Here is a 23,889-nt window from a genome sequence, read left to right as displayed (position 1 = left end):
CCGAGTCGGTGGACGCCACGATAGCGCTCTATTCCGTTTCGCCGCCGAGCAGCTGGGTCGAGCCGCCGGCAGCCTCGATCTTCTCCTTGGCCGTCGCACTGAACTTGTGCGCGCTGACCTGCAGCTTCACGCCGCCGAGCTCGCCGTCGCCGAGGACCTTGACCAGCTCGCCCTTGCGGACGGCGCCGGCCTCGACCATCTCGGCCACGCCGACCGAACCGCCCTCAGGGAACAGCTCGGCCAGGCGTGCAAGATTCACAACCTGGAACTCGATCCGGTTGCGGTTACGGAAGCCCTTGAGCTTCGGCAGGCGCATGTGGAGGGGCATCTGCCCACCCTCGAACGCCGCCGAGATGTTCTTGCGGGCCTTGGAGCCCTTGGTACCACGACCAGCGGTCTTGCCCTTGGAGCCCTCACCGCGACCCACACGGGTCTTCTCGGTCTTGGCACCGGGGGCCGGCCGCAGGTGGTGCAGCTTGATCGTCATCGGATTACTCCACCTCTTCCACGGTGACGAGGTGCGTCACGGTGTGGATCATGCCGCGGATCTCCGGGCGGTCCTCCTTGACGACAACGTCGCGGATCCGCTTGAGCCCGAGGGAACGCAGCGTGTTGCGCTGGTTCTGCTTCGAGCCGATCTCCGACCGGATCTGGGTGACCTTCAGACGAGCCATGACTACGCCCCCACCCCGGCGCGCGCGGCCAGCATGGCGGCCGGCGCGACATCCTCGACCGGAAGGCCACGGCGAGCGGCCACGGCCTCGGGCGACTCGAGCTTCTTCAGCGCCGCCACCGTCGCGTGGACGATGTTGATGGCGTTGGAGGAGCCGAGGCTCTTGGACAGCACGTCGTGGATGCCCGCGCACTCCAGAACGGCGCGGACCGGGCCACCGGCGATGACGCCCGTACCGGCGGAGGCCGGCTTGAGCAGCACCACACCGGCCGCGTCCTCGCCGATCACCGGGTGCGGGATCGAGGCCGCGAGCCGCGGAACCTTGAAGAAGTGCTTCTTGGCCTCCTCGACGCCCTTGGCGATGGCCGCGGGCACCTCCTTGGCCTTTCCGTAGCCGACGCCGACCGTGCCGTCGCCGTCACCGACGATGACCAGGGCGGTGAAGCTGAAGCGACGACCACCCTTCACGACCTTGGCGACGCGGTTGATCGCGACGACCCGCTCGAGGTGCGGGGTCTTCTCGGCGGGCGCGTTGCCGCGGCCGCCACCCTCGCGACGATTCTCGCGACGGCCGCCACCACCTTCTTGGGTGTTACCGGACCCGCCGCCCCTGCGCTGAGGACCAGGCATGAACGTTTCTCCTTCTTAGAACTCGAGTCCGGCTTCGCGGGCGGCGTCCGCCAGGGCCGCGATGCGGCCGGCGTACCTGTTGCCACCACGGTCGAAGACGACCTTGCCGACACCCGCGGACTTCGCCCGCTCGGCCAGGAGGGCGCCCACCTTGCGGGCCTGCGCCTTCTTGTCGCCGTCGGTGCCACGGATGGTCGCGTCGAGCGTCGAGGCCGAGGCCAGCGTGTGGCCCTTGAGGTCGTCGACGATCTGCGCGGTGATGTTCCGCAGGGAGCGGGTGACCACCAGGCGGGGACGCTCGGAGGTACCGGCGACGTGCTTGCGGATCCGGAAGTGCCGGCGAGCACGCCCCGTGCGGCGCGCGGCGGCGATGCCGCCGGAGTTGCGGCGCTTGAGCAGCGTGGCGCTCATTTCTTACCAGCCTTTCCGGCCTTGCGGCGGATGACCTCGCCCTGGTACCGCACGCCCTTGCCCTTGTACGGCTCCGGCGGGCGAATCTTGCGGATGTTGGCGGCAACCTCGCCGACCTGCTGCTTGTCGATGCCGGCGATGTGGAACACCGTGGGCTTCTCGACCGTGAAGGTGATGCCGGGCGGCGGGGTCACCAGGACCGGGTGCGAGAACCCGAGGGCGAACTCGAGGTCGCTGCCCTTGGCCGTCACGCGGTAACCGGTGCCGGCGATCTCCAGGCTCTTGCGGTAGCCCTCGGTCACGCCGACGACCATGTTGGAGACCAGCGTGCGGGACAGGCCGTGGAGCTCCTTGGCCTTCCGCTCGTCGTTCGGGCGGACGACGCTGTAGCTGCCGTCCTCGGCCCGCTCGATGGTGATCGGGGCGGCCAGGGTGTGCGAGAGCTCGCCCTTGGGGCCCTTGACGGTGACGACCGGGCCGTCGATCTTGATTTCGACGCCCGCGGGCACCGTGATCGGCTTACGTCCGATTCGAGACATGTGATGCCTTCCCTTACCAGACGTAGGCGAGGACTTCCCCGCCCACCCCTCGCTTGCGGGCCTGCTTGTCGGTCAGCAGACCCTGGGACGTCGAGATGATGGCCACGCCGAGGCCGCCCAGCACGCGCGGCATCTCGACCGACTTCGCGTAGACGCGGAGGCCCGGCTTCGACACGCGACGGATGCCGGCGAGGCTGCGCTCGCGGTTCTGGCCGTACTTGAGGTCGACGACAAGGGTCTTGCCGACCTTGCCCTCCTCCGGCTCCTGAACCAGCCACGAGGACACGTAGCCCTCGGACTTGAGCACCTCGGCGATGTTCGCCTTGATCTTCGAATATGGCATCGACACCCGGTCGTGGTACGCCTGGTTGGCGTTGCGCAGACGGGTCAGCATGTCTGCGATCGGGTCGGTCATGGTCATGGGTTTGTCAGCCTTTCTCGCCGCGGTTCCGCACCGAGCCGGTGGGCCTGCGGCGAAGGAGGATTACCAGGAAGCCTTGGAAACGCCGGGCAGTTCACCACGGTGCGCCATCTCGCGGATGCACACGCGGCACAGGCCGAACTTGCGGTAGACGGCCTTGGGCCGGCCGCAGCGCTGGCAGCGGGTGTACGCGCGCACCGCGAACTTGGGCTTCGCGGCGGCCTTGAGGACGAGAGCCTTCTTCGCCATTGGTCAGTTCTCCCTAGTTCTCACGGAAGGGGAAGCCGAGCAGCTTGAGCAGCGCGCGACCTTCCTCGTCCGTGCGGGCGGTGGTGACCACGGTGATGTCCATCCCTCGCGGCCGGTCGATGCGGTCCTGGTCGATCTCGTGGAACACCGACTGCTCGGTGAGACCGAACGTGTAGTTGCCGTTGCCGTCGAGCTTGCGCCCGTCCAGACCGCGGAAGTCGCGGATACGCGGCAGCGCGATGGACAGCAGACGGTCCAGGAACTCCCACATCCGGTCGTTGCGCAGCGTGACCTTGGCGCCGATCGGCATGCCCTCACGCAGCTTGAACTGCGCGATCGACTTGGTCGCCCGGCGGACCTGCGGCTTCTGGCCGGTGATCGTGGCCAGGTCGCGAACCGCGCCGTCGATCAGCTTGGAGTCGCGAGCAGCCTCGCCGACACCCATGTTGACCACGACCTTGACCAGGCCCGGGATCTGCATGACATTGGCGTACTTGAACTGCTCCTGCATCGCCCCGGCGATCTCGTCGCGGTAGCGCTGCTTGAGGCGCGGGTTCACCTTTTCGACCGTCGTCATCACAGTTCCTTACCGCTACGGCGGGACACGCGGACCTTCACGCCGTTGTCGTCCTCGCGGGCGCCGACGCGGGTGGCCTGGCCATCCGAGTCGATCACCATCACGTTGGAGATGTGGATGGGGGCTTCCTGCGTCACGATGCCGCCGGTCTTCGAGCCCCGCTGGGTGGTGCGGATGCGGGTGTGCTTCTTGACCCGGTTGACGCCCTCGACGACGACCTTGTCCTCGCGCGGGAGCGCGGCCAGGACCTTGCCGCGGGAACCCTTGTCCTTGCCGGCGATGACCAGGACGGTGTCGCCCTTCTTCACCTTCATGGCTACAACACCTCCGGCGCGAGCGAGATGATCTTCATGAAACGCTTGTCCCGGAGCTCACGCCCGACCGGGCCGAAGATGCGGGTACCACGGGGGTCACCGCCATCCTTGATGATCACGGCGGCGTTCTCGTCGAAGCGGATGTACGAGCCGTCCGGCCGGCGCCGCTCCTTCGTGGTCCGGACGACGACGGCCTTGACCACGTCGCCCTTCTTCACGCCGGCGCCCGGGATGGCGTCCTTCACCGTGGCCACGATGATGTCGCCGATGCCTGCATAGCGGCGACCCGAGCCGCCGAGCACGCGGATGCACAGGATTTCCCGGGCACCCGTGTTGTCGGCGACGCGCAGCCGCGATTCCTGCTGAATCACGCTTGTCTCCTAATGTCTGCCAGTTCTCGGCGCCGCGCCTCGCGGACCCGGCGCCGAGCTTGGCGGAACGACGGCCTTACTTGGCCTTTTCGAGGATCTCCACAACCCGCCAGCGCTTGGTCGCCGACAGCGGCCGGGTTTCCATGAGCAGGACGCGGTCGCCGACGCCACACGCGTTCTGCTCGTCGTGCGCCTTGAGCTTGCTCGTGCGGCGCATGACCTTGCCGTACAGCGGGTGCTTGACCTGGTCCTCGACCGCCACGACGACGGTCTTGTTCATCTTGTCGCTCACCACGAGGCCCTCGCGGACCTTGCGGCGGCCGCGCACCTCGGTGCCCGACTCGGTCGTCTGCTCGCTCATGCTCATGCCACCTCAGCCACAGCGTCGGGCGCGGCCGAAAGACCCAGCTCGCGCTCGCGCATGATCGTGTAGATCCGGGCGATGTCCCTGCGGATGACCTGCAGGCGCCCGTGGTTGTCCAGCTGGCCGGTGGCCGACTGGACGCGGAGGTTGAACAGCTCCGCCTTGGCTTCCCGCAGCTTCTCGACCAGGCTCTCGTCGGACAGCTCACGCAGCTCGGTCGCCTTGATACCGGCGGCCATCACGCATCAACCCCTTCACGCGTGACGATCCGGCACTTCAGCGGAAGCTTGTGGATCGCGCGGCGCATTGCTTCCCGGGCGATCTGCTCGTTCGGGAACGACATCTCGAACAGGATCCGGCCCGGCTTGATGTTGGCCACCCACCACTCCGGCGAGCCCTTACCGGAACCCATGCGGGTCTCGGCCGGCTTCTTGGTGATGGAGCGGTCCGGGAAGATCGTGATCCAGACCTTGCCACCACGGCGGATGTGCCGGGTCATGGCGATACGAGCGGCCTCGATCTGGCGGTTCGTGATGTACGCGGGCTCGAGAGCCTGGATACCGAACTCACCGAAGACCACGCGGGTGCCGCCCTTGGCCGGGCCGTGACGGTCCGGGTGGTGCGGCTTACGGAAGCCCTTCGGGGGCTTACGAGGGATCAGCATTCGTCAGCCCTCCTGCTGCGTCTCTGCCGGAGCGGCGGCCGCCTCGGCGGCGGGCGCGGACTCACCAGCGGCCTCGGCGGCGTGCGCGGCAGCCGCGGCGCGGCCGGCCTCGGTGCCACCGGCGGTCGTGCCGGAGGAGCCGGAGCGCCCACGACGCGGCCGCTCGGGCCGGTCGGAGCGGTCACGGCGACCACGCGGCGGGGCGGCCTCGGCCGGCGCCTCGCGACCCGGGATGGCGTCGCCCTTGTAGATCCACACCTTCACGCCGATGCGGCCGAAGGTGGTGCGGGCCTCGAAGAAGCCGTACTCGATGTTCGCGCGCAGCGAGTGCAGCGGCACCCGACCCTCGCGGTAGAACTCGGTCCGGCTCATCTCCGCGCCGCCGAGACGGCCGGAGACCTGCACCCGGATGCCGCGCACCAGCGGGTTCTTCATCGCCGACTGCATGGCCTTGCGCATCGCACGGCGGAAGCTGACCCGGCTGGACAGCTGCTCGGCCACGCCCTGCGCGACGAGCTGCGCGTCCGACTCGGGGCTCTTCACCTCGAGGATGTTGAGCTGCACCTGCTTGCCGGTGAGCTTCTCCAGCTCGGCGCGGATACGGTCGGCCTCGGCGCCCTTACGGCCGATGACGATGCCCGGGCGGGCCGTGTGGATGTCCACGCGGACCCGGTCGCGGGTGCGCTCGATGTCGACCTTGGCGATGCCGGCCCGCTCCAGGCCCTTGGACATCATCCGACGGATCTTGACGTCCTCGGCGATGTAGTCCTTGTAGAGCTTGTCGGCGTACCAGCGGGACTTCCAGTCGGTGCTGATGCCGAGCCGGAACCCGTGCGGGTGAACTTTCTGACCCATTACTCGGTCTCCTCCTCGGCCTCAGCGGTCTGCTCCGCCTGGGCCTGCTTCGCCGGAGCCTTCTTGGCCGGGGCCTTCTTCGCGGCGGCCTTCTTGGCCGGCGCGGCCTCGACCTCGTCGGTCTCGTCCGGCTCGGGCGTCACGGCCTTGGCGGCCTTCGTCGCCTTGGCCACGCCGGCCTTGGCCGCACGGGCCTGGGCCGCCGGGACGCTCTCGACCACGATCGTGATGTGGCTGGTCCGCTTGCGGATCCGGTACGCCCGGCCCTGCGCCCGCGGCCGGAACCGCTTGAGCGTCGGGCCCTCGTCGACGTAGGCCTCGGCGACCAGGAGCGAATCGGGATCGAGACGCTCGTTGTTCTCTGCGTTGGCGATGGCGCTCGCGAGCACCTTGTAAACCGGCTCGCTCGCCGACTGCGGCGCGAACTGCAGCACCGTGAGTGCCTCGCGCGCGGGCAGCCCGCGAACAAGGTTCACCACACGGCGCGCCTTCATCGGCGACACGCGCACGTGCCGCGCGATGGCCCGCGCACCGGGCACCGCCGCCTCGCTCTTCGTTGGCATCGGGAAATCCTCTTGATTCCTATCGGCTGCCTTAGCGGCGGCGGCTCTTCCGGTCGTCCTTCTCGTGACCCTTGAACGTGCGGGTCAGCGCGAACTCGCCGAGCTTGTGCCCGACCATCGCCTCGGTCACGAACACGGGCACGTGCTTGCGCCCGTCGTGGACGGCGATCGTGTGGCCGAGCATCTCGGGGACGATCGTCGACCGGCGAGACCAGGTCTTGATGACGTTCTTGGAGTTCTTGGCGTTCTGGACTTCCACCTTCTTGATCAGGTGGTCGTCAACGAACGGGCCCTTCTTCAGGCTGCGAGGCATTGCTCAGGCTCCTTAGCCGCGCTTCCGGGTGGCGTAACGCCGACGGACGATGAGACGGTCGCTCGGCTGGCCCTTGCGCCGCGTGCGGCCCTCCGGCTTGCCCTTCGGGTTGACCGGGTGGCGACCACCCGAGGTCTTACCCTCACCACCACCGTGCGGGTGGTCGATGGGGTTCATCGCGACACCGCGGACGGACGGGCGCTTGCCCTTCCAGCGCATACGGCCGGCCTTACCCCAGTTGATGTTCGACTGGTCGGCGTTGCCGATCTCACCGACGGTCGCCCGGCAGTGCACGTCGACGCGACGGATCTCGCCCGAGGGCATACGCAGCGTGGCGTACTGCCCTTCGCGGCCCAGCAGCTGAATGCCGACGCCGGCCGAGCGGGCCAGCTTGGCCCCGCCGCCCGGGCGCAGCTCCACCGCGTGAACGGTGGTGCCGACCGGGATGTTGCGCAGCGGCAGGTTGTTGCCCGGCTTGATGTCCGCGCCGGCGCCCGCCTCGACCTGGTCGCCCTGCTTGAGGTCCTTCGGGGCGATGATGTACCGCTTCTCGCCATCGGCGTAGTGCAGCAGGGCGATGCGCGCGGTCCGGTTCGGGTCGTACTCGATGTGCGCGACCTTGGCGGGAATCCCGTCCTTGTCCGCACGCCGGAAGTCGATCAGCCGGTACTGGCGCTTGTGACCGCCGCCCTGGTGGCGCGTGGTGACGCGACCGTGGACGTTGCGGCCGCCCTTGCTGGGCAGCGGGACGAGCAGCGACTTCTCCGGCGTCGATCGGGTGATCTCCGCGAAGTCGGCAACGCTCGAACCACGACGACCTGGCGTCGTCGGCTTGTATTTACGGATAGCCATCGTCTATACCCCTCAGCTGACCGGTCCGCCGAAGGCTTCGATCCGGTCACCCTCGGCGAGCTTCACCATCGCCCGCTTCGTGTCCTTGCGCTTGCCCCAGCCCGTGCGGGTGCGCTTGCGCTTGCCTTCGCGGTTGATGGTGTTGACCGACAGGACGCGGACGTTGAAGATCTGCTGGATCGCGATCTTGATTTCCGTCTTGTTGGCGTCCGGGTGCACCAGGAACGTGTACCAGTTGCGGTTGAGCTCGCTGTAGCTCTTCTCAGAGACTACCGGCTGGATGATCACGTCGCGCGGATCGGCGATCGTCGCCATGGCTCAGCCCTCCTCGTTGCTGTCGGCGTCGGCGTCGCCGCCACGCTCGGCCGGCACCCCGAGGAACTCGTTGAGCGCCTCGGCGGTGAAGACCACCTGGTCGGCGACGAGCACGTCGTGGGTGTTGAGCTGGTCGGCGACCAGCAGGTGCACCGACTGCTCGTTGCGCAGGCTCAGCCAGTTGGCCTCGTCCTCGCGGGCGAGGACGACCAGGACGCGGCGGGCGTCGGTGATGCCACGCAGCACCGCGAGCGCGCTCTTGGTCTTCGGCGTCTCGCCCTCGACGAAGGTCTCCACGACGTGGATCCGGCCGTCGCGGGCCCGGTCCGACAGCGCGCCGCGCAGGGCGGCCGCCTTCATCTTCTTGTTCACCCGCTGGCTGTAGTCGCGCGGCTGCGGGCCGTGCACGACGCCACCGCCAGTGAACTGCGGCGCGCGGATCGAGCCCTGGCGGGCGCGGCCCGTGCCCTTCTGCTTGTAGGGCTTCTTGCCGCCGCCGGCCACCTCGCCGCGGGTCTTGGCCTTGTGCGTGCCCTGGCGGGCCGCGTTGAGCTGGGCCACGACGACCTGGTGCATCAGCGGGATGCTGGCCTGCGCGTCGAAGATGTCGGCCGGCAGCTCTACGGTGCCGTTGGTCGAACCATCGACCTTACGAACGTCAACGGTGGTCATTTGGTGATGCCACCCTTCTGCGACTTCGCCTCGACCTTGGCCGCGCTGCGCAGCAGCACGAGGCTGCCCTTCGGGCCCGGGATCGCGCCCTTGACGAGGATCAGGTTGTCCTCGGACTCGATCTTCTGGATCGTGAGGTTCTGCACGGTGAAGCGCACGCCACCCATGCGACCGGCCATGCGGACGCCCTTGAAGACGCGACCCGGGGTCGCGCAGGCGCCGATGGAGCCGGGCGAGCGGTGCTTGCGCTCGACACCGTGGCTGGCCCGGAGGCCGTGGAAGCCGTGCCGCTTCATGACACCGGCGTAGCCCTTGCCCTTGCTGCGGCCGGTCACGTCGATGCGCTGACCGGCGGCGAAGGAGTCCGCGGTGATCTCCTGGCCGAGCGAGTACTCGCCCGCGTCGACGGTCCGCAGCTCGACAATGTGCCGGCGCGGGGCGACGTCCGCCTTGGAGAAGTGGCCGGCGCGCGGCTTGTTGACCTTGCGCGGGTCGATCTGACCCCACGCCAGCTGCACCGCCGAGTAGCCGTCGTTGTCGGGTGTGCGCACCTGCGTCACGACGCACGGGCCGGCCTGAACCACGGTCACGGGGACAACCTTGCCGTTGTCCCAGACCTGGGTCATGCCGAGCTTCTCACCCAGGATGCCCTTGACTTGCCTGTCCATAAGTCCGAGTCCCTACAGCTTGATCTCGATGTCGACGCCGGCCGGCAGGTCGAGACGCATGAGCGAGTCGACCGTCTTCGGGGTGGGGTCGATGATGTCGATCAGACGCTTGTGCGTGCGCATCTCGAAGTGCTCGCGCGAGTCCTTGTACTTGTGCGGCGAGCGGATCACGCAGTAGCGGTTGATCTCAGTGGGCAGCGGCACCGGCCCAGCGACCTGTGCCCCGGTGCGCGTGACCGTCTCAACGATCTTCCGCGCCGAGGAGTCGACGACCTCGTGGTCGTAGGCCTTGAGCCGGATGCGGATCTTCTGTCCCGCCATGGTGGCTTCAGTTCCCTCTCTCATGCGGGGTCTCACAACCCCGCCAAACCCCGAAGGGTCCGGTGCCGCCTATTGGAGTGTCCGACCCCCGCGGTCGGGCGTGTCGCGGCCAAGGGCCAGGCTCCGCCGCAGAACATTTCCGCTGTGGAGACCTACCCCAGGGCGCGCCACGCCCAGTCGAGGGGATCCGCGCCAGTCACAGAACTGACGCCGCGCAGAAGCGGTCGAGACTTCTCAACGAGCAGTCTCGACCGCCCCACGACGCAACCCGACCATTATGCCGCAAGCACTGCGGCAATGTGAAATCGGGGTACCTCTTGGTCGTTACTTGATGATCTTCGTCACACGACCAGCGCCGACGGTGCGGCCACCCTCGCGAATCGCGAAGCGGAGGTTCTCCTCCATCGCGATGGGCTGGATGAGCTGCACGGCCATGCTGGTGTTGTCGCCGGGCATGACCATCTCGGTGCCCTCGGGCAGCGTGACGACGCCGGTGACGTCCGTGGTACGGAAGTAGAACTGCGGCCGGTAGTTCTGGAAGAACGGGGTGTGCCGGCCACCCTCCTCCTTGGAGAGGATGTAGACGGTCGCCTCGAACTCGGTGTGCGGGGTGTTGCTGCCCGGCTTCACCACGACCATGCCGCGCTCAACGTCCTCGCGCTTGATACCACGCAGGAGCAGACCGACGTTCTCGCCGGCGCGCGCCTCGTCGAGGATCTTGCGGAACATCTCGATCGCCGTGCAGGTGGTCTTCATCGACTTGGCCTTGATGCCAACGATCTCGACCTCCTCGTTCGGCTTGAGGATGCCACGCTCGACGCGGCCGGTGACGACCGTGCCACGACCGGTGATCGTGAAGACGTCCTCGACGGGCATGAGGAACGGCTTCTCGGTCTCACGCTCGGGCTGCGGGATCGCCGTGTCGACCGCGGTCATGAGCTCCATGAGCGCGTCGGCCCACTTCTGGTCGCCCTCGAGCGCCTTGAGCGCCGAGACGCGAACGACCGGAGCGTCGTCGCCCGGGAACTCCTGGCTCGACAGCAGCTCGCGAACCTCGAGCTCGACGAGCTCGAGGAGCTCCTCGTCATCGACCATGTCGCTCTTGTTGAGCGCCACGACGATGTACGGCACACCGACCTGGCGGGCCAGCAGCACGTGCTCACGGGTCTGCGGCATGGGGCCGTCGGTCGCCGCCACCACCAGGATCGCGCCGTCCATCTGCGCGGCACCGGTGATCATGTTCTTGATGTAGTCGGCGTGACCCGGGCAGTCCACGTGGGCGTAGTGCCGGTTCTCGGTCTGGTACTCGACGTGCGCGATCGAGATCGTGATGCCGCGGGCCTTCTCCTCCGGCGCCTTGTCGATCTCGTCGAACGGCGTGTACGGGTTCACGTCCGGCATGCGGTCGTGCAGCACCTTGGTAATGGCCGCCGTCAGCGTCGTCTTACCGTGGTCGATGTGACCGATGGTGCCGATGTTGACGTGCGGCTTAGTCCGCTCGAACTTCGCCTTCGCCACTGGTGTCCTCCTGTGGACTTCTTGGTTCACGGTGCGCCGACGCTGGAAGCGCCGACGCACCCTGTCGACTTGGGTCTGGCTGGCCCCCAACTGCAGAGCAGCTAGACAGCCTCAGTCCCGCTGACACAGCCTCACGGCCAAACTACCGGTGATTACTCCCCGGTCGCCTTCGCGATGATTTCCTTCGCCACGTTCGCGGGAACCTCGGCGTAGGAGTCGAACTGCATCGAGTAGCTCGCCCGGCCCTGAGTCTTCGACCGGAGGTCGCCGACGTAGCCGAACATTTCCGAGAGCGGCACGGTCGCGCGGACGACGCGGGCACCGCCGCGCTCCTCCATCGCCTGGATCGTGCCACGCCGGGAGTTGAGGTCGCCGATGACGTCGCCCATGTTCTCCTCGGGCGTCGTCACCTCCACCGCCATCAGCGGCTCGAGGAGCACGGGGTTGGCCCGCCGGGCCGCGTCCTTCAGCACCATCGAACCGGCGATCTTGAACGCCATTTCCGAGGAGTCGACCTCGTGGTACTGGCCGTCCAGCAGCGTGAGCTTGATGCCGACCAGCGGGAAGCCGGCCAGCACGCCGTACTGCATCGCGTCCTGGGCACCGGCGTCGACCGAAGGGATGAACTCCTTCGGGATGCGGCCACCGGTGACCGCGTTGACGAACTCGTAGGTCGGGCCGTCGGCGCTGGTCTCCAGCGGCTCGAGCTTGATGATCACTCGGGCGTACTGGCCGGAGCCACCCGTCTGCTTCTTGTGGGTGTACTCGACCTTCTCCGCGACCGACTTGATCGTCTCGCGGTAGGCCACCTGCGGCTTGCCGATGTTGGCCTCGACGTTGAACTCGCGCCGCATGCGGTCGACGAGGATGTCGAGGTGCAGCTCGCCCATGCCGGCGATGACCGTCTGCCCGGTCTCCTCGTCGTTCTTGACGCGGAAGGTCGGGTCCTCCTCGGCCAGGCGCTGAATGGCGGTGCCCAGCTTCTCCTGGTCGGCCTTCGTCTTGGGCTCGATGGCCACCTCGATGACCGGCTCCGGGAAGGTCATCGACTCCAGGATGACCGGGTTGGCCGGGTCACACAGCGTGTCACCGGTGGTGGTCTGCTTGAGACCCTGCACGGCGATGATGTCGCCGGCGCCGGCGCTGCTGCGCTCCTCACGCTTGTTCGCGTGCATCTGGTAGATCTTGCCGATCCGCTCCTTGCGGTCCTTGGTGGAGTTGACCACCTGGGTGCCGGAGTCGAGCGTGCCGGAGTAGATGCGCACGTAGGTGAGCTTGCCGAGGTGCTTGTCGGTCTGAATCTTGAAGGCCAGACCGGAGAACGGCTCGTCGACCGACGGCTTGCGCAGCAGCGGCGTCTCGCCGTCCGTGGCGATGCCCTCGATGGCCGGGATGTCCAGCGGGGAGGGCAGGAAGTCCACGACGGCGTCGAGCATGGGCTGCACGCCCTTGTTCTTGAACGCCGAGCCACACACGACCGGGTTCAGCTTGCCGGCGATCGTGGCCTTGCGGATCGCGGCCTTGAGCTCCTTGACCTCGAACGTGTCGCCGTCGAGGTAGCGGACCATGATGTCGTCGTCCGTCTCGGCCAGCGTCTCGAGGAGCTTGTCCCGGTACTCGTTGGCCTGCTCGACCAGGTTCTCCGGGATCGCCTCGATGGCGTAGTCCTCGCCCTTCTGGGTCTCGCCGCGCCAGGTCAGCGCGCGCATCTCCAGAAGGTCAACGACACCGATGTGGTCGCCCTCGAGCCCGATCGGGATCTGCAGCACCAGCGGGGTGGCGTTGAGCCGGTCGACCATCATCTGCACGCAGCGGAAGAAGTCCGCGCCCGTGCGGTCCAGCTTGTTGACGAAGCACATACGCGGGACGTTGTACTTGTCCGCCTGGCGCCAGACGTTCTCGGTCTGCGGCTCCACCCCGGCAACGCCGTCGTAGACCGCCACCGCGCCGTCCAGGACGCGCAGCGACCGCTCGACCTCGACCGTGAAGTCGACGTGGCCGGGCGTGTCGATGATCTGGATCGTGTGGCCCTTCCACTCGCACTTCGTGGCGGCGGAGGTGATGGTGATGCCGCGCTCCTGCTCCTGCTCCATCCAGTCCATGACCGCCGCGCCCTCGTGGACCTCGCCGATCTTGTACGTGATGCCGGTGTAGAAGAGGATGCGCTCGGTCGTCGTCGTCTTACCGGCGTCGATGTGCGCCATGATGCCGATGTTGCGGACCTTGGCGAGGGCGGCGTCTGCGGCAGCCACTACAAATCCCTACTTCGTCTCTCGTCGGATGCTCGGTAAAGCGTCGCTTACCAGCGGTAGTGCGCGAAGGCCTTGTTGGACTCCGCCATCTTGTGGGTGTCCTCGCGGCGCTTCACCGAAGCACCGAGGCCGTTGCTGGCGTCCAGCAGCTCGTTCATGAGGCGCTCGACCATGGTCTTCTCGCGGCGGGCGCGGGAGTAGGTGCACAGCCAGCGCAGACCCAGCGTGGTGGCGCGGACCGGCTTGACCTCGACCGGAACCTGGTAGGTCGCGCCACCGACGCGGCGGCTGCGGACCTCGAGGGTCGGCTTCACGTTGTCCATGGCGCGCTTGAGCGTCACCACGGGGTCGGTGCCGGTCTTCTCCCGGGCGCCCTCGAGCGCGCTGTACACAATGCGCTCGGCGAGCTGACGCTTGCCCTCGACCAGGATCTTGTTGATCAACTGGGTGACGAGCAGGGAGTTGTAGACCGGGTCCGCCACGAGCGGCCGGCGCGGCGCGGGGCCTTTACGCGGCATGTCAGCTCTTCTCCTTCTTCGCGCCGTAACGGCTGCGAGCCTGCTTGCGGTTGCGAACGCCCTGGGTGTCCAGCGAACCACGGATGATCTTGTAACGCACGCCGGGGAGGTCCTTCACACGGCCGCCACGGACGAGCACGATCGAGTGCTCCTGAAGGTTGTGACCGACACCGGGGATGTAGGCCGTCACCTCGATACCGTTGCTCAGCCGCACACGGGCCACCTTGCGCAGCGCCGAGTTGGGCTTCTTCGGCGTGGTCGTGTACACACGCGTGCAGACGCCCCGCCGCTGCGGGCTTCCCTTGAGCGCCGGCGTCTTGGTCTTGCTCAGCTTCGCCTGGCGGCCCTTGCGGACCAGCTGCTGGATCGTAGGCACTGGGCCTGCCTCTCCCTTCGGCCTCGCGGCCGCACGTCTTCTCTTCTGTATGCCCGGCGGTGACCGGCACCCGCGGTCGGGCGTGTCGCCTATTCCGCGACCCGGCCCGTTTGATCCCAGCCCGGGGTTGTGGTCCGCACCCACCCTCACTCCCGCGGAGCGGGGCCGATGTGGGCGCACGCACGAGTTGCCCGGCAAAGCCGGGCACGAGGGGAAAGAGTACCCACCGCGAGGACGCTGGTCAAAATCGCTCGACGATATTGGCCCTCGGCCTGCTGACGGAACACTCTTCGCACCAAGAGTACCTGGTCGCCGATCGAAGTGTCCGGGGGCCTCCATTTCGCCCGCTCCGGTCCCCTCCAGGGTGGTCCCGGGTCAGAGCGCGGCCGCCAGCAGCAGCGCGAACAGGGCGAGGCCGACGCCGACGGCACCGAGGACGATGCCGCTGATCGCCATCCCCCGGCCGGTGACCTGGCCGGCCGACTGGCGGATCCGGCGGTTGCCCAGCAGGCCCAGGATCAGCGCGCCGGCCCCGATGAAGACCCCCAGAACGGTGAACGCGCCGCTCGCGGAGAGGCCCCACCCCGCCTGGGCCCCGCTCGCGCCGAGGCACATGGAGAAGAGCCCGACGAGGATCGAGGCGATGCCCGCCACCAAGGCGCCGATGGCCTGGCCGCTGGGGATCGACTGGACGGTCGGGTAGGCGACCCCGAAAGGGGTGCCCTGCACGAGGTCCACCCGCATCATCGGCGTCGTCGAGGGCGGTCCGGCGTAGGCGGGCGGCAGTATGTACGGCTGGGGCTGCGGCGGATACTGCGGCGGGTACTGCTGCTGGGGCTGCGACGGGTACGGGTTCGGCGGGTAGCCCATCAGTTCACCGTCGAGTCGAAGTCGGCGCCGCCGCGGTGCCGGGCGTAGTGCAGCAGTCCGATGATGGCCAGCACGACCAGGCCCGCGATGGCGAGCACGATGCCGGTCCAGGCCAGCCGCACGCCGCTGCGCAGGCGGCGGGCGCCGAGCAGGAAGCCGTCGGCGGCCACCAGTTCCCGGTGCGACTCGCGGGCCATGAGCAGCGCCAGCGTCGCCGGGATCACCCCGCCCAGGAACGGCCCGGTGACCACGGACAGCAGGCCCAGCCCGAACACGGCCGAGGCCTTCGTCGCACGGACCGGGTCCGGGTCCAGCGGGTGCCGGGTCGAGGACGTCACGCCTCGACTCTAGCCTGCTCCGTCCTATTTTCCGTGGGGGAGCTCCGCTCCACCCACACCCCCTCCACACGCTGGTTGCCGTGGTCGGTCGGGGGCCGGGAGCGTCAGGTGTGCGGCCTCCACAGACCACACCCACTCACTCGTACGGGCCGGGTACGCGGCCTCTACAGCGCGGGGTGCGCGGCCTCCACGGCATGGGGCCGCAGCGTGGGGTGTGCGGCCGCTGCAGCGTGGGGGCGCGGGCGCCGCAGTGTTGGGGTGCGCGGGCGCCGCGGGCCGCAGTCACACACAACGAGAAGGGGCGGGGACCCCGGAAGGTCCCCGCCCCGCTGCTCGCCGGATTTACCGGAAGGAGCCCAGGTCGAAGTCGTCCAGCGGGACGGCCTGGCCGCTGGCCGGGCCGAAGCCGTAGTCGGCCTCCGGGTAGCCGGTCATCGAGTAGACCTTCGCCTTCGCCTCCTCGGTCGGCTCGACCCGGATGCTGCGGTACTTGCTGATGCCAGTACCGGCCGGGATGAGCTTACCGATGATGACGTTCTCCTTCAGACCGATCAGCGAGTCGCTGCGCGCGTGGATCGCCGCGTCGGTCAGCACCCGGGTCGTCTCCTGGAACGAGGCCGCGGACAGCCACGACTCCGTCGCCAGCGACGCCTTGGTGATACCCATCAGGACCGGGCGGCCGGCCGCCGGCTCGCCGCCCTCGGCGACGACGCGGCGGTTCTCCGCCTCGAACATCGCGCGGTCCACGAGCACGCCCGGCAGGAACTCGGTCGAGCCGGAGTCGATGACCGTCACCCGCTTGAGCATCTGGCGAATGATGATCTCGATGTGCTTGTCGTGGATCAGCACGCCCTGCGAGCGGTACACCTCCTGGACCTCGGAGGTCAGGTGAACCTGGACCGCCCGGGGACCCATGATGCGCAGCAGCTCGTGCGGGTCGATCGTGCCCTCGGTGAGCTTCTCGCCGACCTCGACGTGCTCGCCGTCCTGGATGCGCAGCTTGACGCGCCGGCTGAGCTTGTCGTGGACGATCTCGTCGCTGCCGTCGTCCGGCACGATGATGATCTTCCGCATGCGCTCGCCGTCCTCGATGCGCACGCGGCCGGGGGTGTCGGCGATGGGCGCCTTACCCTTCGGCACGCGGGCCTCGAAGATCTCCTGGACACGGGGCAGACCCTGGGTGATGTCCTCACCCGCGACGCCACCGGTGTGGAAGGTACGCATCGTCAGCTGCGTGCCCGGCTCACCGATCGACTGGGCGGCGATGATGCCGACCGCCTCGCCGACGTCGACGGTCTTGCCCGTGGGCAGCGACCGGCCGTAGCAGGCGCCGCAGACGCCCAGCTTCGACTCGCAGGTGAGCACGCTGCGGACCCGGACGTTCTCCACGCCCGCGGCGACCAGCAGGTCGACCACGATCGAGTTGATGTCGGTGCCGCGCTCGGCGACCATCCGCCCATCCTTGTCCCGCACGTCGTCGGCGAGGGTGCGCGCGTGCACGCCCGTCTCCGCGTGGGTGTGGATGCGCAGCACGCCGTTGTCCATCTCGCCGACCGCCATCGGGATGGCGCGGTCGGTGCCGCAGTCTTCCTCGCGGATGATGACGTCCTGCGACACGTCGACCAGACGACGGGTCAGGTAACCCGAGTCGGCGGTCCGCAGCGCGGTGTCGGCCAGACCCTTGCGGGCACCGTGGGTGGAGATGAAGTACTCCAGCACGGAGAGACCCTCGCGGTACGACGCCTTGATCGGCCGCGGGATGATCTCGCCCTTCGGGTTGGCCACCAGGCCACGGATCGCGGCGATCTGGCGGAGCTGGAGGAGGTTACCGCGGGCACCCGAGTTGATCATCTTCCACAGCGGGTTCTCGCGCGGCAGCGCGCTCTCCATCTCCTTGGCCACCTCGCCGGTCGCCTTGGTCCAGATCTCGATGAGCTCGCCGCGGCGCTCCTCGGCGGTCATGAGACCACGCTGGTACTGCTTGTCGATCCGCTGCGCCTCTTTCTCGTAGCGCTCGAGGATCTCCGCCTTGCGAGGCGGCTGGATGACGTCCTCCATGCCGATGGTGACGCCGGACCAGGTGGCCCAGTGGAAGCCGGCCAGCTTCAGCGCGTCCAGGGTGGCCGCCAGCGAGACCTTCGGGAAGCGCTCGGCGAGGTCGTTGACGATCGCCGACAGCTGGCCCTTGCGGATCTCGTAGTTCACGAAGCGGTACCCCACGGGCAGCGTCTCGTTGAACAGCACCCGGCCGAGCGTGGTCTCGATCGTGACCGTCTCGCCCGCCTGCCAGCCCTCGGGGGCCTCCCACAGCGCCGCGCCCGGGCCGTTGTCGACCCCGACGATGCCCTTCAGGCGAATCCTCACCGGCGCCTGCAGGTGCAGCTCGCCGTTGTCGAACGCCATCCGCGCCTCGGCGTCGGAGCTGAACGTGCGCCCCTCGCCCGTCAGGTTCTTCTGGATGTGGGTGAGGTGGTACAGACCGATGATCATGTCCTGGGTAGGCATGGTCACCGGCTTGCCGTCGGCCGGCTTGAGGATGTTGTTGCTGGACAGCATCAGGATGCGCGCCTCGGCCTGGGCCTCGGCGGACAGCGGCACGTGCACGGCCATCTGGTCACCGTCGAAGTCGGCGTTGAAGGCGGTGCAGACCAGCGGGTGGATCTGGATGGCCTTGCCCTCGACCAGCTGCGGCTCGAAGGCCTGGATGCCCAGGCGGTGCAGGGTCGGCGCGCGGTTGAGCAGCACCGGGTGCTCCGCGATGACCTCCTCCAGCACGTCCCACACGACCGGCCGCTGACGCTCGACCATGCGCTTGGCCGACTTGATGTTCTGCGCGTGGTTGAGGTCCACCAGGCGCTTCATCACGAACGGCTTGAACAGCTCCAGCGCCATCTGCTTGGGCAGGCCGCACTGGTGCAGCTTGAGCTGCGGGCCGACGACGATGACCGAACGGCCGGAGTAGTCGACGCGCTTGCCCAGCAGGTTCTGCCGGAAGCGGCCCTGCTTGCCCTTGAGCATGTCGGACAGCGACTTCAGCGGGCGGTTACCGGGGCCGGTGACCGGGCGGCCGCGGCGGCCGTTGTCGAACAGCGCGTCGACGGCCTCCTGCAGCATCCGCTTCTCGTTGTTGACGATGATCTCCGGGGCACCCAGGTCGATCAGGCGCTTGAGCCGGTTGTTCCGGTTGATCACCCGCCGGTACAGGTCGTTGAGGTCGCTGGTGGCGAAGCGGCCACCGTCGAGCTGCACCATCGGGCGCAGGTCCGGCGGGATGACCGGGACGCAGTCCAGCACCATGCCCAGCGGCGAGTTGGCGGTGTTCAGGAAGGCCGCGACGACCTTGAGCCGCTTGAGCGCCCGGATCTTGCGCTGGCCCTTGCCGCTGCGGATCGTCTCGCGCAACAGCTCGGCCTCGTCGTCGAGGTCCAGGTTCTCCAGCAGGGCCTTGATCGCCTCGGCGCCCATGGCGCCGGAGAAGTACTCACCGAACCGGTCGCGCAGCTCGCGGTAGAGCAGCTCGTCGGTGATGAGGTTCTTGCGGTCCAGCTTGCGGAACGTGTCCATGACCTCGTCGAGGCGGTCGATCTCGCGCTGCGCCCGATCGCGGATCTGGCGCATCTCGCGCTCGCCGGCCTCCTTGACCTTGCGGCGCACGTCGGCCTTGGCACCCTCGGCCTCGAGCTCGGCCAGGTCCTGCTCCAGCTTCGCGGCGCGCTTCTCGATCTCCGAGTCGCGGGCGTTCTCCGCCTGCCGCTTCTCGGCCGACACCTCGTTCTCGAGGGTGGCCAGGTCGCGGTGGCGGGCTTCCTTGTCGACGCTGGTGATCACGTACGACGCGAAGTAGATGATCTTCTCGAGGTCCTTCGGGGCCAGGTCCAGCAGGTAGCCGAGGCGGCTGGGCACACCCTTGAAGTACCAGATGTGCGTGACCGGCGCGGCGAGCTCGATGTGGCCCATGCGCTCGCGGCGGACCTTCGCCCGGGTCACCTCGACGCCGCAGCGCTCGCAGATGATGCCCTTGAAGCGGACCCGCTTGTACTTACCGCAGTAGCACTCCCAGTCCCGGGTGGGGCCGAAGATCTTCTCGCAGAAGAGCCCGTCCTTTTCCGGCTTCAGGGTGCGGTAGTTGATCGTCTCAGGCTTCTTGACCTCGCCGTGCGACCACTGCCGGATGTCGTCGGCCGTGGCCAGGCCGATGCGGAGCTCGTCGAAGTAGTTGACGTCGAGCACTTCGTCTATGTCCTCACGATTCAGTTGCTCGGGTAATTGCTAGGTCGCGGGGCCGGCGCCCCTCGGTCAGAGGGGCACCGGCTGCGAATCAAACTTCCTCGACGCTGCTCGGCTCGCGCCGCGAGAGGTCGATGCCCAGTTCCTCGGCCGCGCGGAACACCTCGTCGTCCGTCTCGCGCATCTCGAGGGCCACGCCGTCGCTGGAGAGCACCTCGACGTTCAGGCACAGCGACTGCAGCTCCTTGAGGAGCACCTTGAAGGACTCCGGGATGCCCGGCTCCGGGATGTTCTCGCCCTTGACGATCGCCTCGTAGACCTTGACGCGTCCGAGGACGTCGTCGGACTTGATCGTCAGCAGCTCCTGCAGCGCGTAGGCCGCGCCGTAGGCCTGCATGGCCCAGCACTCCATCTCACCGAAGCGCTGGCCACCGAACTGCGCCTTACCACCCAGCGGCTGCTGCGTGATCATGGAGTACGGCCCGGTGGAGCGAGCGTGGATCTTGTCATCGACCAGGTGGTTGAGCTTGAGGATGTAGATGTAGCCAACCGCGATCGGGTCCGGCAGCGGCTCGCCGGAGCGGCCGTCGAACAGCCGCGCCTTGCCGCTCGCCCCGATCAGCTGGTTGCCGTCCCGGTTGGGCAGCGTGCTGCTCAGCAGGCCGGCGATCTCCTCTTCCTTCGCGCCGTCGAAGACCGGGGTCGCCACGTTGGTGTCCGGCTCGGACTCCCCCGCGTTGATGGACTTCAGCGCCCGCTTCCACTCGGTGTCGTCACCCTCGATCTTCCAGCCCGTCTTGGCCACCCACCCGAGGTGGGTCTCCAGTACCTGACCGATGTTCATACGGCTGGGCACACCGAGCGGGTTGAGCACGATGTCGACCGGGGTCCCGTCCTCGAGGAACGGCATGTCCTCGACCGGCAGGATCTTCGAGATGACACCCTTGTTGCCGTGGCGGCCGGCGAGCTTGTCGCCGTCCTGGATCTTCCGCTTCTGGGCCACGTAGACGCGCACCAGCTCGTTCACGCCCGGGGACAGCTCGTCGCCGTCCTCACGGCTGAACGTCCGCACGCCGATGACCGTGCCGGTCTCGCCGTGCGGCACCTTGAGGCTGGTGTCGCGGACCTCGCGGGCCTTCTCGCCGAAGATCGCGCGCAGCAGGCGCTCCTCGGGGGTCAGCTCGGTCTCACCCTTGGGCGTGACCTTGCCGACCAGAATGTCGCCGGTGACGACCTCGGCGCCGATCCGGATGATCCCCCGCTCGTCGAGGTCGGCGAGCATCTCCTCGCTGACGTTCGGGATGTCGCGGGTGATCTCCTCCGGCCCCAGCTTGGTGTCGCGCGCGTCGACCTCGTGCTCCTCGATGTGGATCGAGGTGAGGACGTCGTTCTGCACCAGCTTCTGGGACAGGATGATGGCGTCTTCGTAGTTGTGGCCCTCCCAGGGCATGAACGCCACGAGCAGGTTTCGCCCGAGCGCCATCTCTCCCTCGTCGGTGCACGGACCGTCGGCGATGACCTGCCCCGCCTCGACCCGGTCGCCCTCGAAGATCACCGGCTTCTGGTTGACGCAGGAGCCGGAGTTGGAGCGGCGGAACTTGTGCAGCAGGTACGTGCGGCGGTGGCCGTCGTCCTGGTGGATGGTCACGTAGTCGGCGCACATGTCCTCGACCACGCCACCGACCTCGGCCACGACCACGTCGCCGGCGTCGACCGCGGCACGGTACTCCATGCCGGTGCCGACCAGCGGGGACTCCGCCTTGACCAGCGGCACGGCCTGACGCTGCATGTTCGCGCCCATGAGCGCGCGGTTGGCGTCGTCGTGCTCGAGGAACGGGATCATCGCGGTCGCGACCGACGTCATCTGCCGAGGCGAGACGTCCATGTAGTCGACCTCGAGCGGCGGGACGTTGTCGACCTCACCGCCCTTCCTGCGAACCAGGATGCGGTCCTCGGCGAAGTTGCCGTCGCTCTTGAGCGGAGCGTTGGCCTGCGCCTTGACGAACCGGTCCTCCTCGTCCGCGGTCAGGTAGTCGATCTGGTCGGTGACCCGGCCGTCGATGACCTTGCGGTACGGCGTCTCCACGAAGCCGAACGGGTTGACCCGCGCGAACGTCGACAGGGCGCCGATGAGACCGATGTTGGGACCCTCGGGGGTCTCGATCGGGCACATCCGGCCGTAGTGCGACGGGTGCACGTCGCGGACCTCGAAGCCGGCCCGCTCACGGGACAGACCACCCGGGCCGAGCGCGCTCAGCCGGCGCCGGTGGGTAAGACCCGCCAGCGGGTTGGTCTGGTCCATGAACTGGGACAGCTGCGACGTGCCGAAGAACTCCTTGATCGCCGCCACGACGGGGCGGATGTTGATCAGGGTCTGCGGCGTGATCGCCTCGACGTCCTGCGTGGTCATGCGCTCGCGCACGACGCGCTCCATCCGGGACAGGCCCACGCGGACCTGGTTCTGGATGAGCTCGCCGACCGTGCGCAGGCGCCGGTTGCCGAAGTGGTCGATGTCGTCGGCCTCGTAGCCCTCTTCGCCAGTGTGCAGGCGGCAGAGGTACTCGACCGTGGCGACGATGTCCTCTTCGGTCAGCACGCCCTGGTGCATCGGCACGCCGACTTCGAGCTTCTTGTTGAACTTGTATCGACCAACCTTGGCGACGTCGTACCGCTTCGGGTTGAAGAAGAGGTTGTCCAGCAGGTTCTGGGCGTTCTCCCGCGTCGGCGGCTCACCGGGCCGCAGCTTGCGGTAGATGTCCAGCAGCGCCTCGTCCTGGCCCGCGATGTGGTCCTTCTCGAGCGTGGTCATCATGAGCTCGGACCAGCCGAACTTCTCGCGGATGCGCTCGGCCGACCAGCCGATGGCCTTGAGCAGGACGGAGACCGCCTGCCGGCGCTTGCGGTCGATGCGGACACCGACGGTGTCGCGCTTGTCGATGTCGAACTCCAGCCAGGCGCCACGGCTCGGGATCACCTTGACGCTGGTGAGGTCCCGGTCGGACGTCTTGTCCGGCTGCTTGTCGAAGTACACGCCCGGCGAGCGAACGAGCTGGCTCACCACGACGCGCTCGGTGCCGTTGATGATGAACGTGCCCTTGGGCGTCATCATCGGGAAGTCACCCATGAACACCGTCTGGCTCTTGATCTCGCCGGTGGTGTGGTTGGTGAACTCCGCGGTGACGAACAGCGGGGCACAGTAGGTGAGGTCCTTCTCCTTGCACTCCTCGATCGGGGCCTTGACCTCGTCGAAGCGCGGCGCGGAGAACGACAGTGACATCGTGCCGGAGAAGTCCTCAATAGGACTGATCTCATCGAGGATCTCCGCGAGCCCGGAACGGGCGTGCTGATCACCGGCCGTGCGGCTCTGCCAATTCTCGTTGCCAACCAGCCAGTCGAACGAGTCGGTTTGGATGGCAAGGAGGTTGGGAACCTCAAGGTGTTCGGTGATCCTGCCGAAGGAGACCCGGCGGGGAGCGTAAGCGCTCGAACTGGTCTTCGCAGGGCGGGAAGCTGCCAAGATGCGTCCTTCCGAGGACCGGTGTTGCAGACAGGCCGTTTCGCGTGCAGCCTGACGACCTCCGATGTGGAGGAGCCCACGAAGAGGCACCTCACGCCGAAGGTGAAGTCAGAAGACAGCGCAAACTAGCAGTGTAGCCGAAGGGCTAACCGCTGTCCAGCGGGCTCGTGCACGATGTTTTCAACGACCTTTGCGAAGATCGTTTCTCCACCGTCCGACCCGCTCGCGTCGGTCGTGGCCTGCGGGTCTCCTGTCGATGCGCGCAGAACCGGACCCAAGAAGGGTGGGGCGCATCGGTCGGGCCGCTCGGCCGCCGCGTCCGCGGAGGCAGTGCCTGATTAGCGTGCCTGGCCGCCCATCATCGCGTCAAGGGTTCCCACGCGCGTCGGCCCGGCGTGACAGATATCTCGCATCCCGACCACTAAGTGTTGTGGTCGGCCCCCTAGATCTTGGGGTCCTTACAGTTACCGAACAGTCACCGGACAAAAACAGCGGGCGCCC

Annotated in this window: 28 protein-coding genes and 1 pseudogene; all 29 read right to left on the bottom strand. The window is 67.8% G+C overall.

Annotation, left to right across the window (positions count from 1 at the left end):
- Positions 1-28 precede the first annotated feature (28 nt).
- Complete coding sequence (rplO, locus tag ABD352_RS30735; protein ID WP_344615999.1) at positions 29-487, bottom strand: 50S ribosomal protein L15; 459 nt, start codon at positions 485-487, stop codon at positions 29-31.
- Positions 488-491: 4 nt separating this feature from the next.
- Positions 492-674 carry a 50S ribosomal protein L30 gene (gene rpmD, locus ABD352_RS30730; protein WP_344615998.1) on the bottom strand — a complete coding sequence of 61 codons (183 nt, stop codon included), beginning with the start codon at positions 672-674 and terminating at the stop codon, positions 492-494.
- A gap of 2 nt (positions 675-676) precedes the next feature.
- On the bottom strand, positions 677-1,303 hold the full coding sequence (gene rpsE, locus ABD352_RS30725; protein ID WP_344615997.1) for a 30S ribosomal protein S5: 627 nt from the start codon (positions 1,301-1,303) through the stop codon (positions 677-679).
- Between the two features lie 15 nt (positions 1,304-1,318).
- Positions 1,319-1,714, bottom strand: coding sequence for a 50S ribosomal protein L18 (gene rplR, locus ABD352_RS30720; protein ID WP_344615996.1), 396 nt, complete (start codon positions 1,712-1,714; stop codon positions 1,319-1,321).
- A complete protein-coding gene (gene rplF / locus ABD352_RS30715; protein WP_344615995.1) occupies positions 1,711-2,253 on the bottom strand; it encodes a 50S ribosomal protein L6 in 543 nt (180 codons plus the stop codon). Before rplF ends, rplR begins: the two co-directional genes overlap by 4 nt.
- 13 nt (positions 2,254-2,266) lie before the next feature.
- Complete coding sequence (gene rpsH, locus ABD352_RS30710; RefSeq protein WP_344615994.1) at positions 2,267-2,674, bottom strand: 30S ribosomal protein S8; 408 nt, start codon at positions 2,672-2,674, stop codon at positions 2,267-2,269.
- A gap of 63 nt (positions 2,675-2,737) precedes the next feature.
- Entirely contained in the window at positions 2,738-2,923 is a 186-nt protein-coding gene (locus ABD352_RS30705) for a type Z 30S ribosomal protein S14 (RefSeq protein ID WP_190249376.1), read from the bottom strand.
- Positions 2,924-2,936: 13 nt separating this feature from the next.
- On the bottom strand, positions 2,937-3,500 hold the full coding sequence (gene rplE, locus ABD352_RS30700; protein WP_344615993.1) for a 50S ribosomal protein L5: 564 nt from the start codon (positions 3,498-3,500) through the stop codon (positions 2,937-2,939).
- The gene (gene rplX, locus ABD352_RS30695) at positions 3,500-3,814 is read right to left on the bottom strand and encodes a 50S ribosomal protein L24 (protein ID WP_344615992.1); all 315 of its coding nucleotides are present in this window, start codon (positions 3,812-3,814) and stop codon (positions 3,500-3,502) included. Before rplX ends, rplE begins: the two co-directional genes overlap by 1 nt.
- 2 nt (positions 3,815-3,816) lie before the next feature.
- Positions 3,817-4,185 (bottom strand): 50S ribosomal protein L14, encoded by a 369-nt coding sequence (rplN, locus tag ABD352_RS30690; protein ID WP_033357657.1) that lies wholly within the window; start codon positions 4,183-4,185, stop codon positions 3,817-3,819.
- 76 nt (positions 4,186-4,261) lie between these two features.
- The gene (gene rpsQ, locus ABD352_RS30685; protein ID WP_344615991.1) at positions 4,262-4,546 is read right to left on the bottom strand and encodes a 30S ribosomal protein S17; all 285 of its coding nucleotides are present in this window, start codon (positions 4,544-4,546) and stop codon (positions 4,262-4,264) included.
- Between the two features lie 2 nt (positions 4,547-4,548).
- Positions 4,549-4,788 carry a 50S ribosomal protein L29 gene (gene rpmC, locus ABD352_RS30680; protein WP_344616050.1) on the bottom strand — a complete coding sequence of 80 codons (240 nt, stop codon included), beginning with the start codon at positions 4,786-4,788 and terminating at the stop codon, positions 4,549-4,551.
- Positions 4,788-5,213 carry a 50S ribosomal protein L16 gene (gene rplP / locus ABD352_RS30675; RefSeq protein ID WP_344615990.1) on the bottom strand — a complete coding sequence of 142 codons (426 nt, stop codon included), beginning with the start codon at positions 5,211-5,213 and terminating at the stop codon, positions 4,788-4,790. Before rplP ends, rpmC begins: the two co-directional genes overlap by 1 nt.
- A gap of 3 nt (positions 5,214-5,216) precedes the next feature.
- A complete protein-coding gene (gene rpsC, locus ABD352_RS30670; RefSeq protein WP_344615989.1) occupies positions 5,217-6,068 on the bottom strand; it encodes a 30S ribosomal protein S3 in 852 nt (283 codons plus the stop codon).
- A gap of 113 nt (positions 6,069-6,181) precedes the next feature.
- Positions 6,182-6,631, bottom strand: a pseudogene (gene rplV, locus ABD352_RS30665) (50S ribosomal protein L22); the annotation flags it as partial.
- Positions 6,632-6,662: 31 nt separating this feature from the next.
- A complete protein-coding gene (rpsS, locus tag ABD352_RS30660) occupies positions 6,663-6,944 on the bottom strand; it encodes a 30S ribosomal protein S19 (RefSeq protein ID WP_190249384.1) in 282 nt (93 codons plus the stop codon).
- A 12-nt stretch (positions 6,945-6,956) separates the two neighbouring features.
- A complete protein-coding gene (rplB, locus tag ABD352_RS30655) occupies positions 6,957-7,796 on the bottom strand; it encodes a 50S ribosomal protein L2 (protein WP_344615988.1) in 840 nt (279 codons plus the stop codon).
- A 12-nt stretch (positions 7,797-7,808) separates the two neighbouring features.
- On the bottom strand, positions 7,809-8,111 hold the full coding sequence (rplW, locus tag ABD352_RS30650) for a 50S ribosomal protein L23 (protein ID WP_033357665.1): 303 nt from the start codon (positions 8,109-8,111) through the stop codon (positions 7,809-7,811).
- A 3-nt stretch (positions 8,112-8,114) separates the two neighbouring features.
- Positions 8,115-8,783, bottom strand: a complete 669-nt coding sequence (rplD, locus tag ABD352_RS30645) for a 50S ribosomal protein L4 (RefSeq protein WP_344615987.1) — start codon at positions 8,781-8,783, stop codon at positions 8,115-8,117.
- Positions 8,780-9,451 (bottom strand): 50S ribosomal protein L3, encoded by a 672-nt coding sequence (gene rplC, locus ABD352_RS30640; RefSeq protein WP_344615986.1) that lies wholly within the window; start codon positions 9,449-9,451, stop codon positions 8,780-8,782. The genes rplD and rplC overlap by 4 nt, the downstream gene beginning before the upstream one ends.
- A gap of 12 nt (positions 9,452-9,463) precedes the next feature.
- Positions 9,464-9,772: a 30S ribosomal protein S10 gene (rpsJ, locus tag ABD352_RS30635; RefSeq protein ID WP_018347762.1), complete on the bottom strand. Its 309-nt coding sequence runs from the start codon at positions 9,770-9,772 to the stop codon at positions 9,464-9,466.
- Between the two features lie 324 nt (positions 9,773-10,096).
- Entirely contained in the window at positions 10,097-11,290 is a 1,194-nt protein-coding gene (tuf, locus tag ABD352_RS30630; RefSeq protein WP_344615985.1) for an elongation factor Tu, read from the bottom strand.
- A gap of 152 nt (positions 11,291-11,442) precedes the next feature.
- The gene (fusA, locus tag ABD352_RS30625) at positions 11,443-13,542 is read right to left on the bottom strand and encodes an elongation factor G (protein WP_344615984.1); all 2,100 of its coding nucleotides are present in this window, start codon (positions 13,540-13,542) and stop codon (positions 11,443-11,445) included.
- A 47-nt stretch (positions 13,543-13,589) separates the two neighbouring features.
- Positions 13,590-14,060, bottom strand: a complete 471-nt coding sequence (rpsG, locus tag ABD352_RS30620) for a 30S ribosomal protein S7 (RefSeq protein ID WP_344615983.1) — start codon at positions 14,058-14,060, stop codon at positions 13,590-13,592.
- A 1-nt stretch (position 14,061) separates the two neighbouring features.
- A complete protein-coding gene (rpsL, locus tag ABD352_RS30615) occupies positions 14,062-14,436 on the bottom strand; it encodes a 30S ribosomal protein S12 (RefSeq protein ID WP_033357671.1) in 375 nt (124 codons plus the stop codon).
- A gap of 375 nt (positions 14,437-14,811) precedes the next feature.
- The gene (locus tag ABD352_RS30610) at positions 14,812-15,306 is read right to left on the bottom strand and encodes a DUF4190 domain-containing protein (RefSeq protein WP_344615982.1); all 495 of its coding nucleotides are present in this window, start codon (positions 15,304-15,306) and stop codon (positions 14,812-14,814) included.
- Positions 15,306-15,644 (bottom strand): hypothetical protein, encoded by a 339-nt coding sequence (locus tag ABD352_RS30605; RefSeq protein WP_344615981.1) that lies wholly within the window; start codon positions 15,642-15,644, stop codon positions 15,306-15,308. Before ABD352_RS30605 ends, ABD352_RS30610 begins: the two co-directional genes overlap by 1 nt.
- A 342-nt stretch (positions 15,645-15,986) precedes the next feature.
- A complete protein-coding gene (locus tag ABD352_RS30600) occupies positions 15,987-19,874 on the bottom strand; it encodes a DNA-directed RNA polymerase subunit beta' (protein WP_344615980.1) in 3,888 nt (1,295 codons plus the stop codon).
- An 88-nt stretch (positions 19,875-19,962) separates the two neighbouring features.
- Positions 19,963-23,388 (bottom strand): DNA-directed RNA polymerase subunit beta, encoded by a 3,426-nt coding sequence (gene rpoB, locus ABD352_RS30595; RefSeq protein WP_344615979.1) that lies wholly within the window; start codon positions 23,386-23,388, stop codon positions 19,963-19,965.
- Between the last annotated feature and the right edge of the window lie 501 nt (positions 23,389-23,889).

Origin of the sequence: Dactylosporangium salmoneum, assembly GCF_039532525.1 — a bacterium.
GTDB classification, from domain to species: Bacteria; Actinomycetota; Actinomycetes; order Mycobacteriales; family Micromonosporaceae; genus Dactylosporangium; species Dactylosporangium salmoneum.
This window is presented reverse-complemented; position numbering and strand designations above follow the sequence as displayed.

Coding starts and splice junctions, on each gene's coding strand:
- rplO (WP_344615999.1), bottom strand. CDS start 487: ATGACGATCAAGCTGCACCACCTGCGGCCGGCCCCCGGTGCCAAGACC.
- rpmD (WP_344615998.1), bottom strand. CDS start 674: ATGGCTCGTCTGAAGGTCACCCAGATCCGGTCGGAGATCGGCTCGAAG.
- rpsE (WP_344615997.1), bottom strand. CDS start 1,303: ATGCCTGGTCCTCAGCGCAGGGGCGGCGGGTCCGGTAACACCCAAGAA.
- rplR (WP_344615996.1), bottom strand. CDS start 1,714: ATGAGCGCCACGCTGCTCAAGCGCCGCAACTCCGGCGGCATCGCCGCC.
- rplF (WP_344615995.1), bottom strand. CDS start 2,253: ATGTCTCGAATCGGACGTAAGCCGATCACGGTGCCCGCGGGCGTCGAA.
- rpsH (WP_344615994.1), bottom strand. CDS start 2,674: ATGACCATGACCGACCCGATCGCAGACATGCTGACCCGTCTGCGCAAC.
- ABD352_RS30705 (WP_190249376.1), bottom strand. CDS start 2,923: ATGGCGAAGAAGGCTCTCGTCCTCAAGGCCGCCGCGAAGCCCAAGTTC.
- rplE (WP_344615993.1), bottom strand. CDS start 3,500: ATGACGACGGTCGAAAAGGTGAACCCGCGCCTCAAGCAGCGCTACCGC.
- rplX (WP_344615992.1), bottom strand. CDS start 3,814: ATGAAGGTGAAGAAGGGCGACACCGTCCTGGTCATCGCCGGCAAGGAC.
- rpsQ (WP_344615991.1), bottom strand. CDS start 4,546: ATGAGCGAGCAGACGACCGAGTCGGGCACCGAGGTGCGCGGCCGCCGC.
- rpmC (WP_344616050.1), bottom strand. CDS start 4,788: ATGGCCGCCGGTATCAAGGCGACCGAGCTGCGTGAGCTGTCCGACGAG.
- rplP (WP_344615990.1), bottom strand. CDS start 5,213: ATGCTGATCCCTCGTAAGCCCCCGAAGGGCTTCCGTAAGCCGCACCAC.
- rpsC (WP_344615989.1), bottom strand. CDS start 6,068: ATGGGTCAGAAAGTTCACCCGCACGGGTTCCGGCTCGGCATCAGCACC.
- rpsS (WP_190249384.1), bottom strand. CDS start 6,944: ATGCCTCGCAGCCTGAAGAAGGGCCCGTTCGTTGACGACCACCTGATC.
- rplB (WP_344615988.1), bottom strand. CDS start 7,796: ATGGCTATCCGTAAATACAAGCCGACGACGCCAGGTCGTCGTGGTTCG.
- rplW (WP_033357665.1), bottom strand. CDS start 8,111: ATGGCGACGATCGCCGATCCGCGCGACGTGATCATCCAGCCGGTAGTC.
- rplD (WP_344615987.1), bottom strand. CDS start 8,783: ATGACCACCGTTGACGTTCGTAAGGTCGATGGTTCGACCAACGGCACC.
- rplC (WP_344615986.1), bottom strand. CDS start 9,451: ATGGACAGGCAAGTCAAGGGCATCCTGGGTGAGAAGCTCGGCATGACC.
- rpsJ (WP_018347762.1), bottom strand. CDS start 9,772: ATGGCGGGACAGAAGATCCGCATCCGGCTCAAGGCCTACGACCACGAG.
- rpsG (WP_344615983.1), bottom strand. CDS start 14,060: ATGCCGCGTAAAGGCCCCGCGCCGCGCCGGCCGCTCGTGGCGGACCCG.
- ABD352_RS30610 (WP_344615982.1), bottom strand. CDS start 15,306: ATGGGCTACCCGCCGAACCCGTACCCGTCGCAGCCCCAGCAGCAGTAC.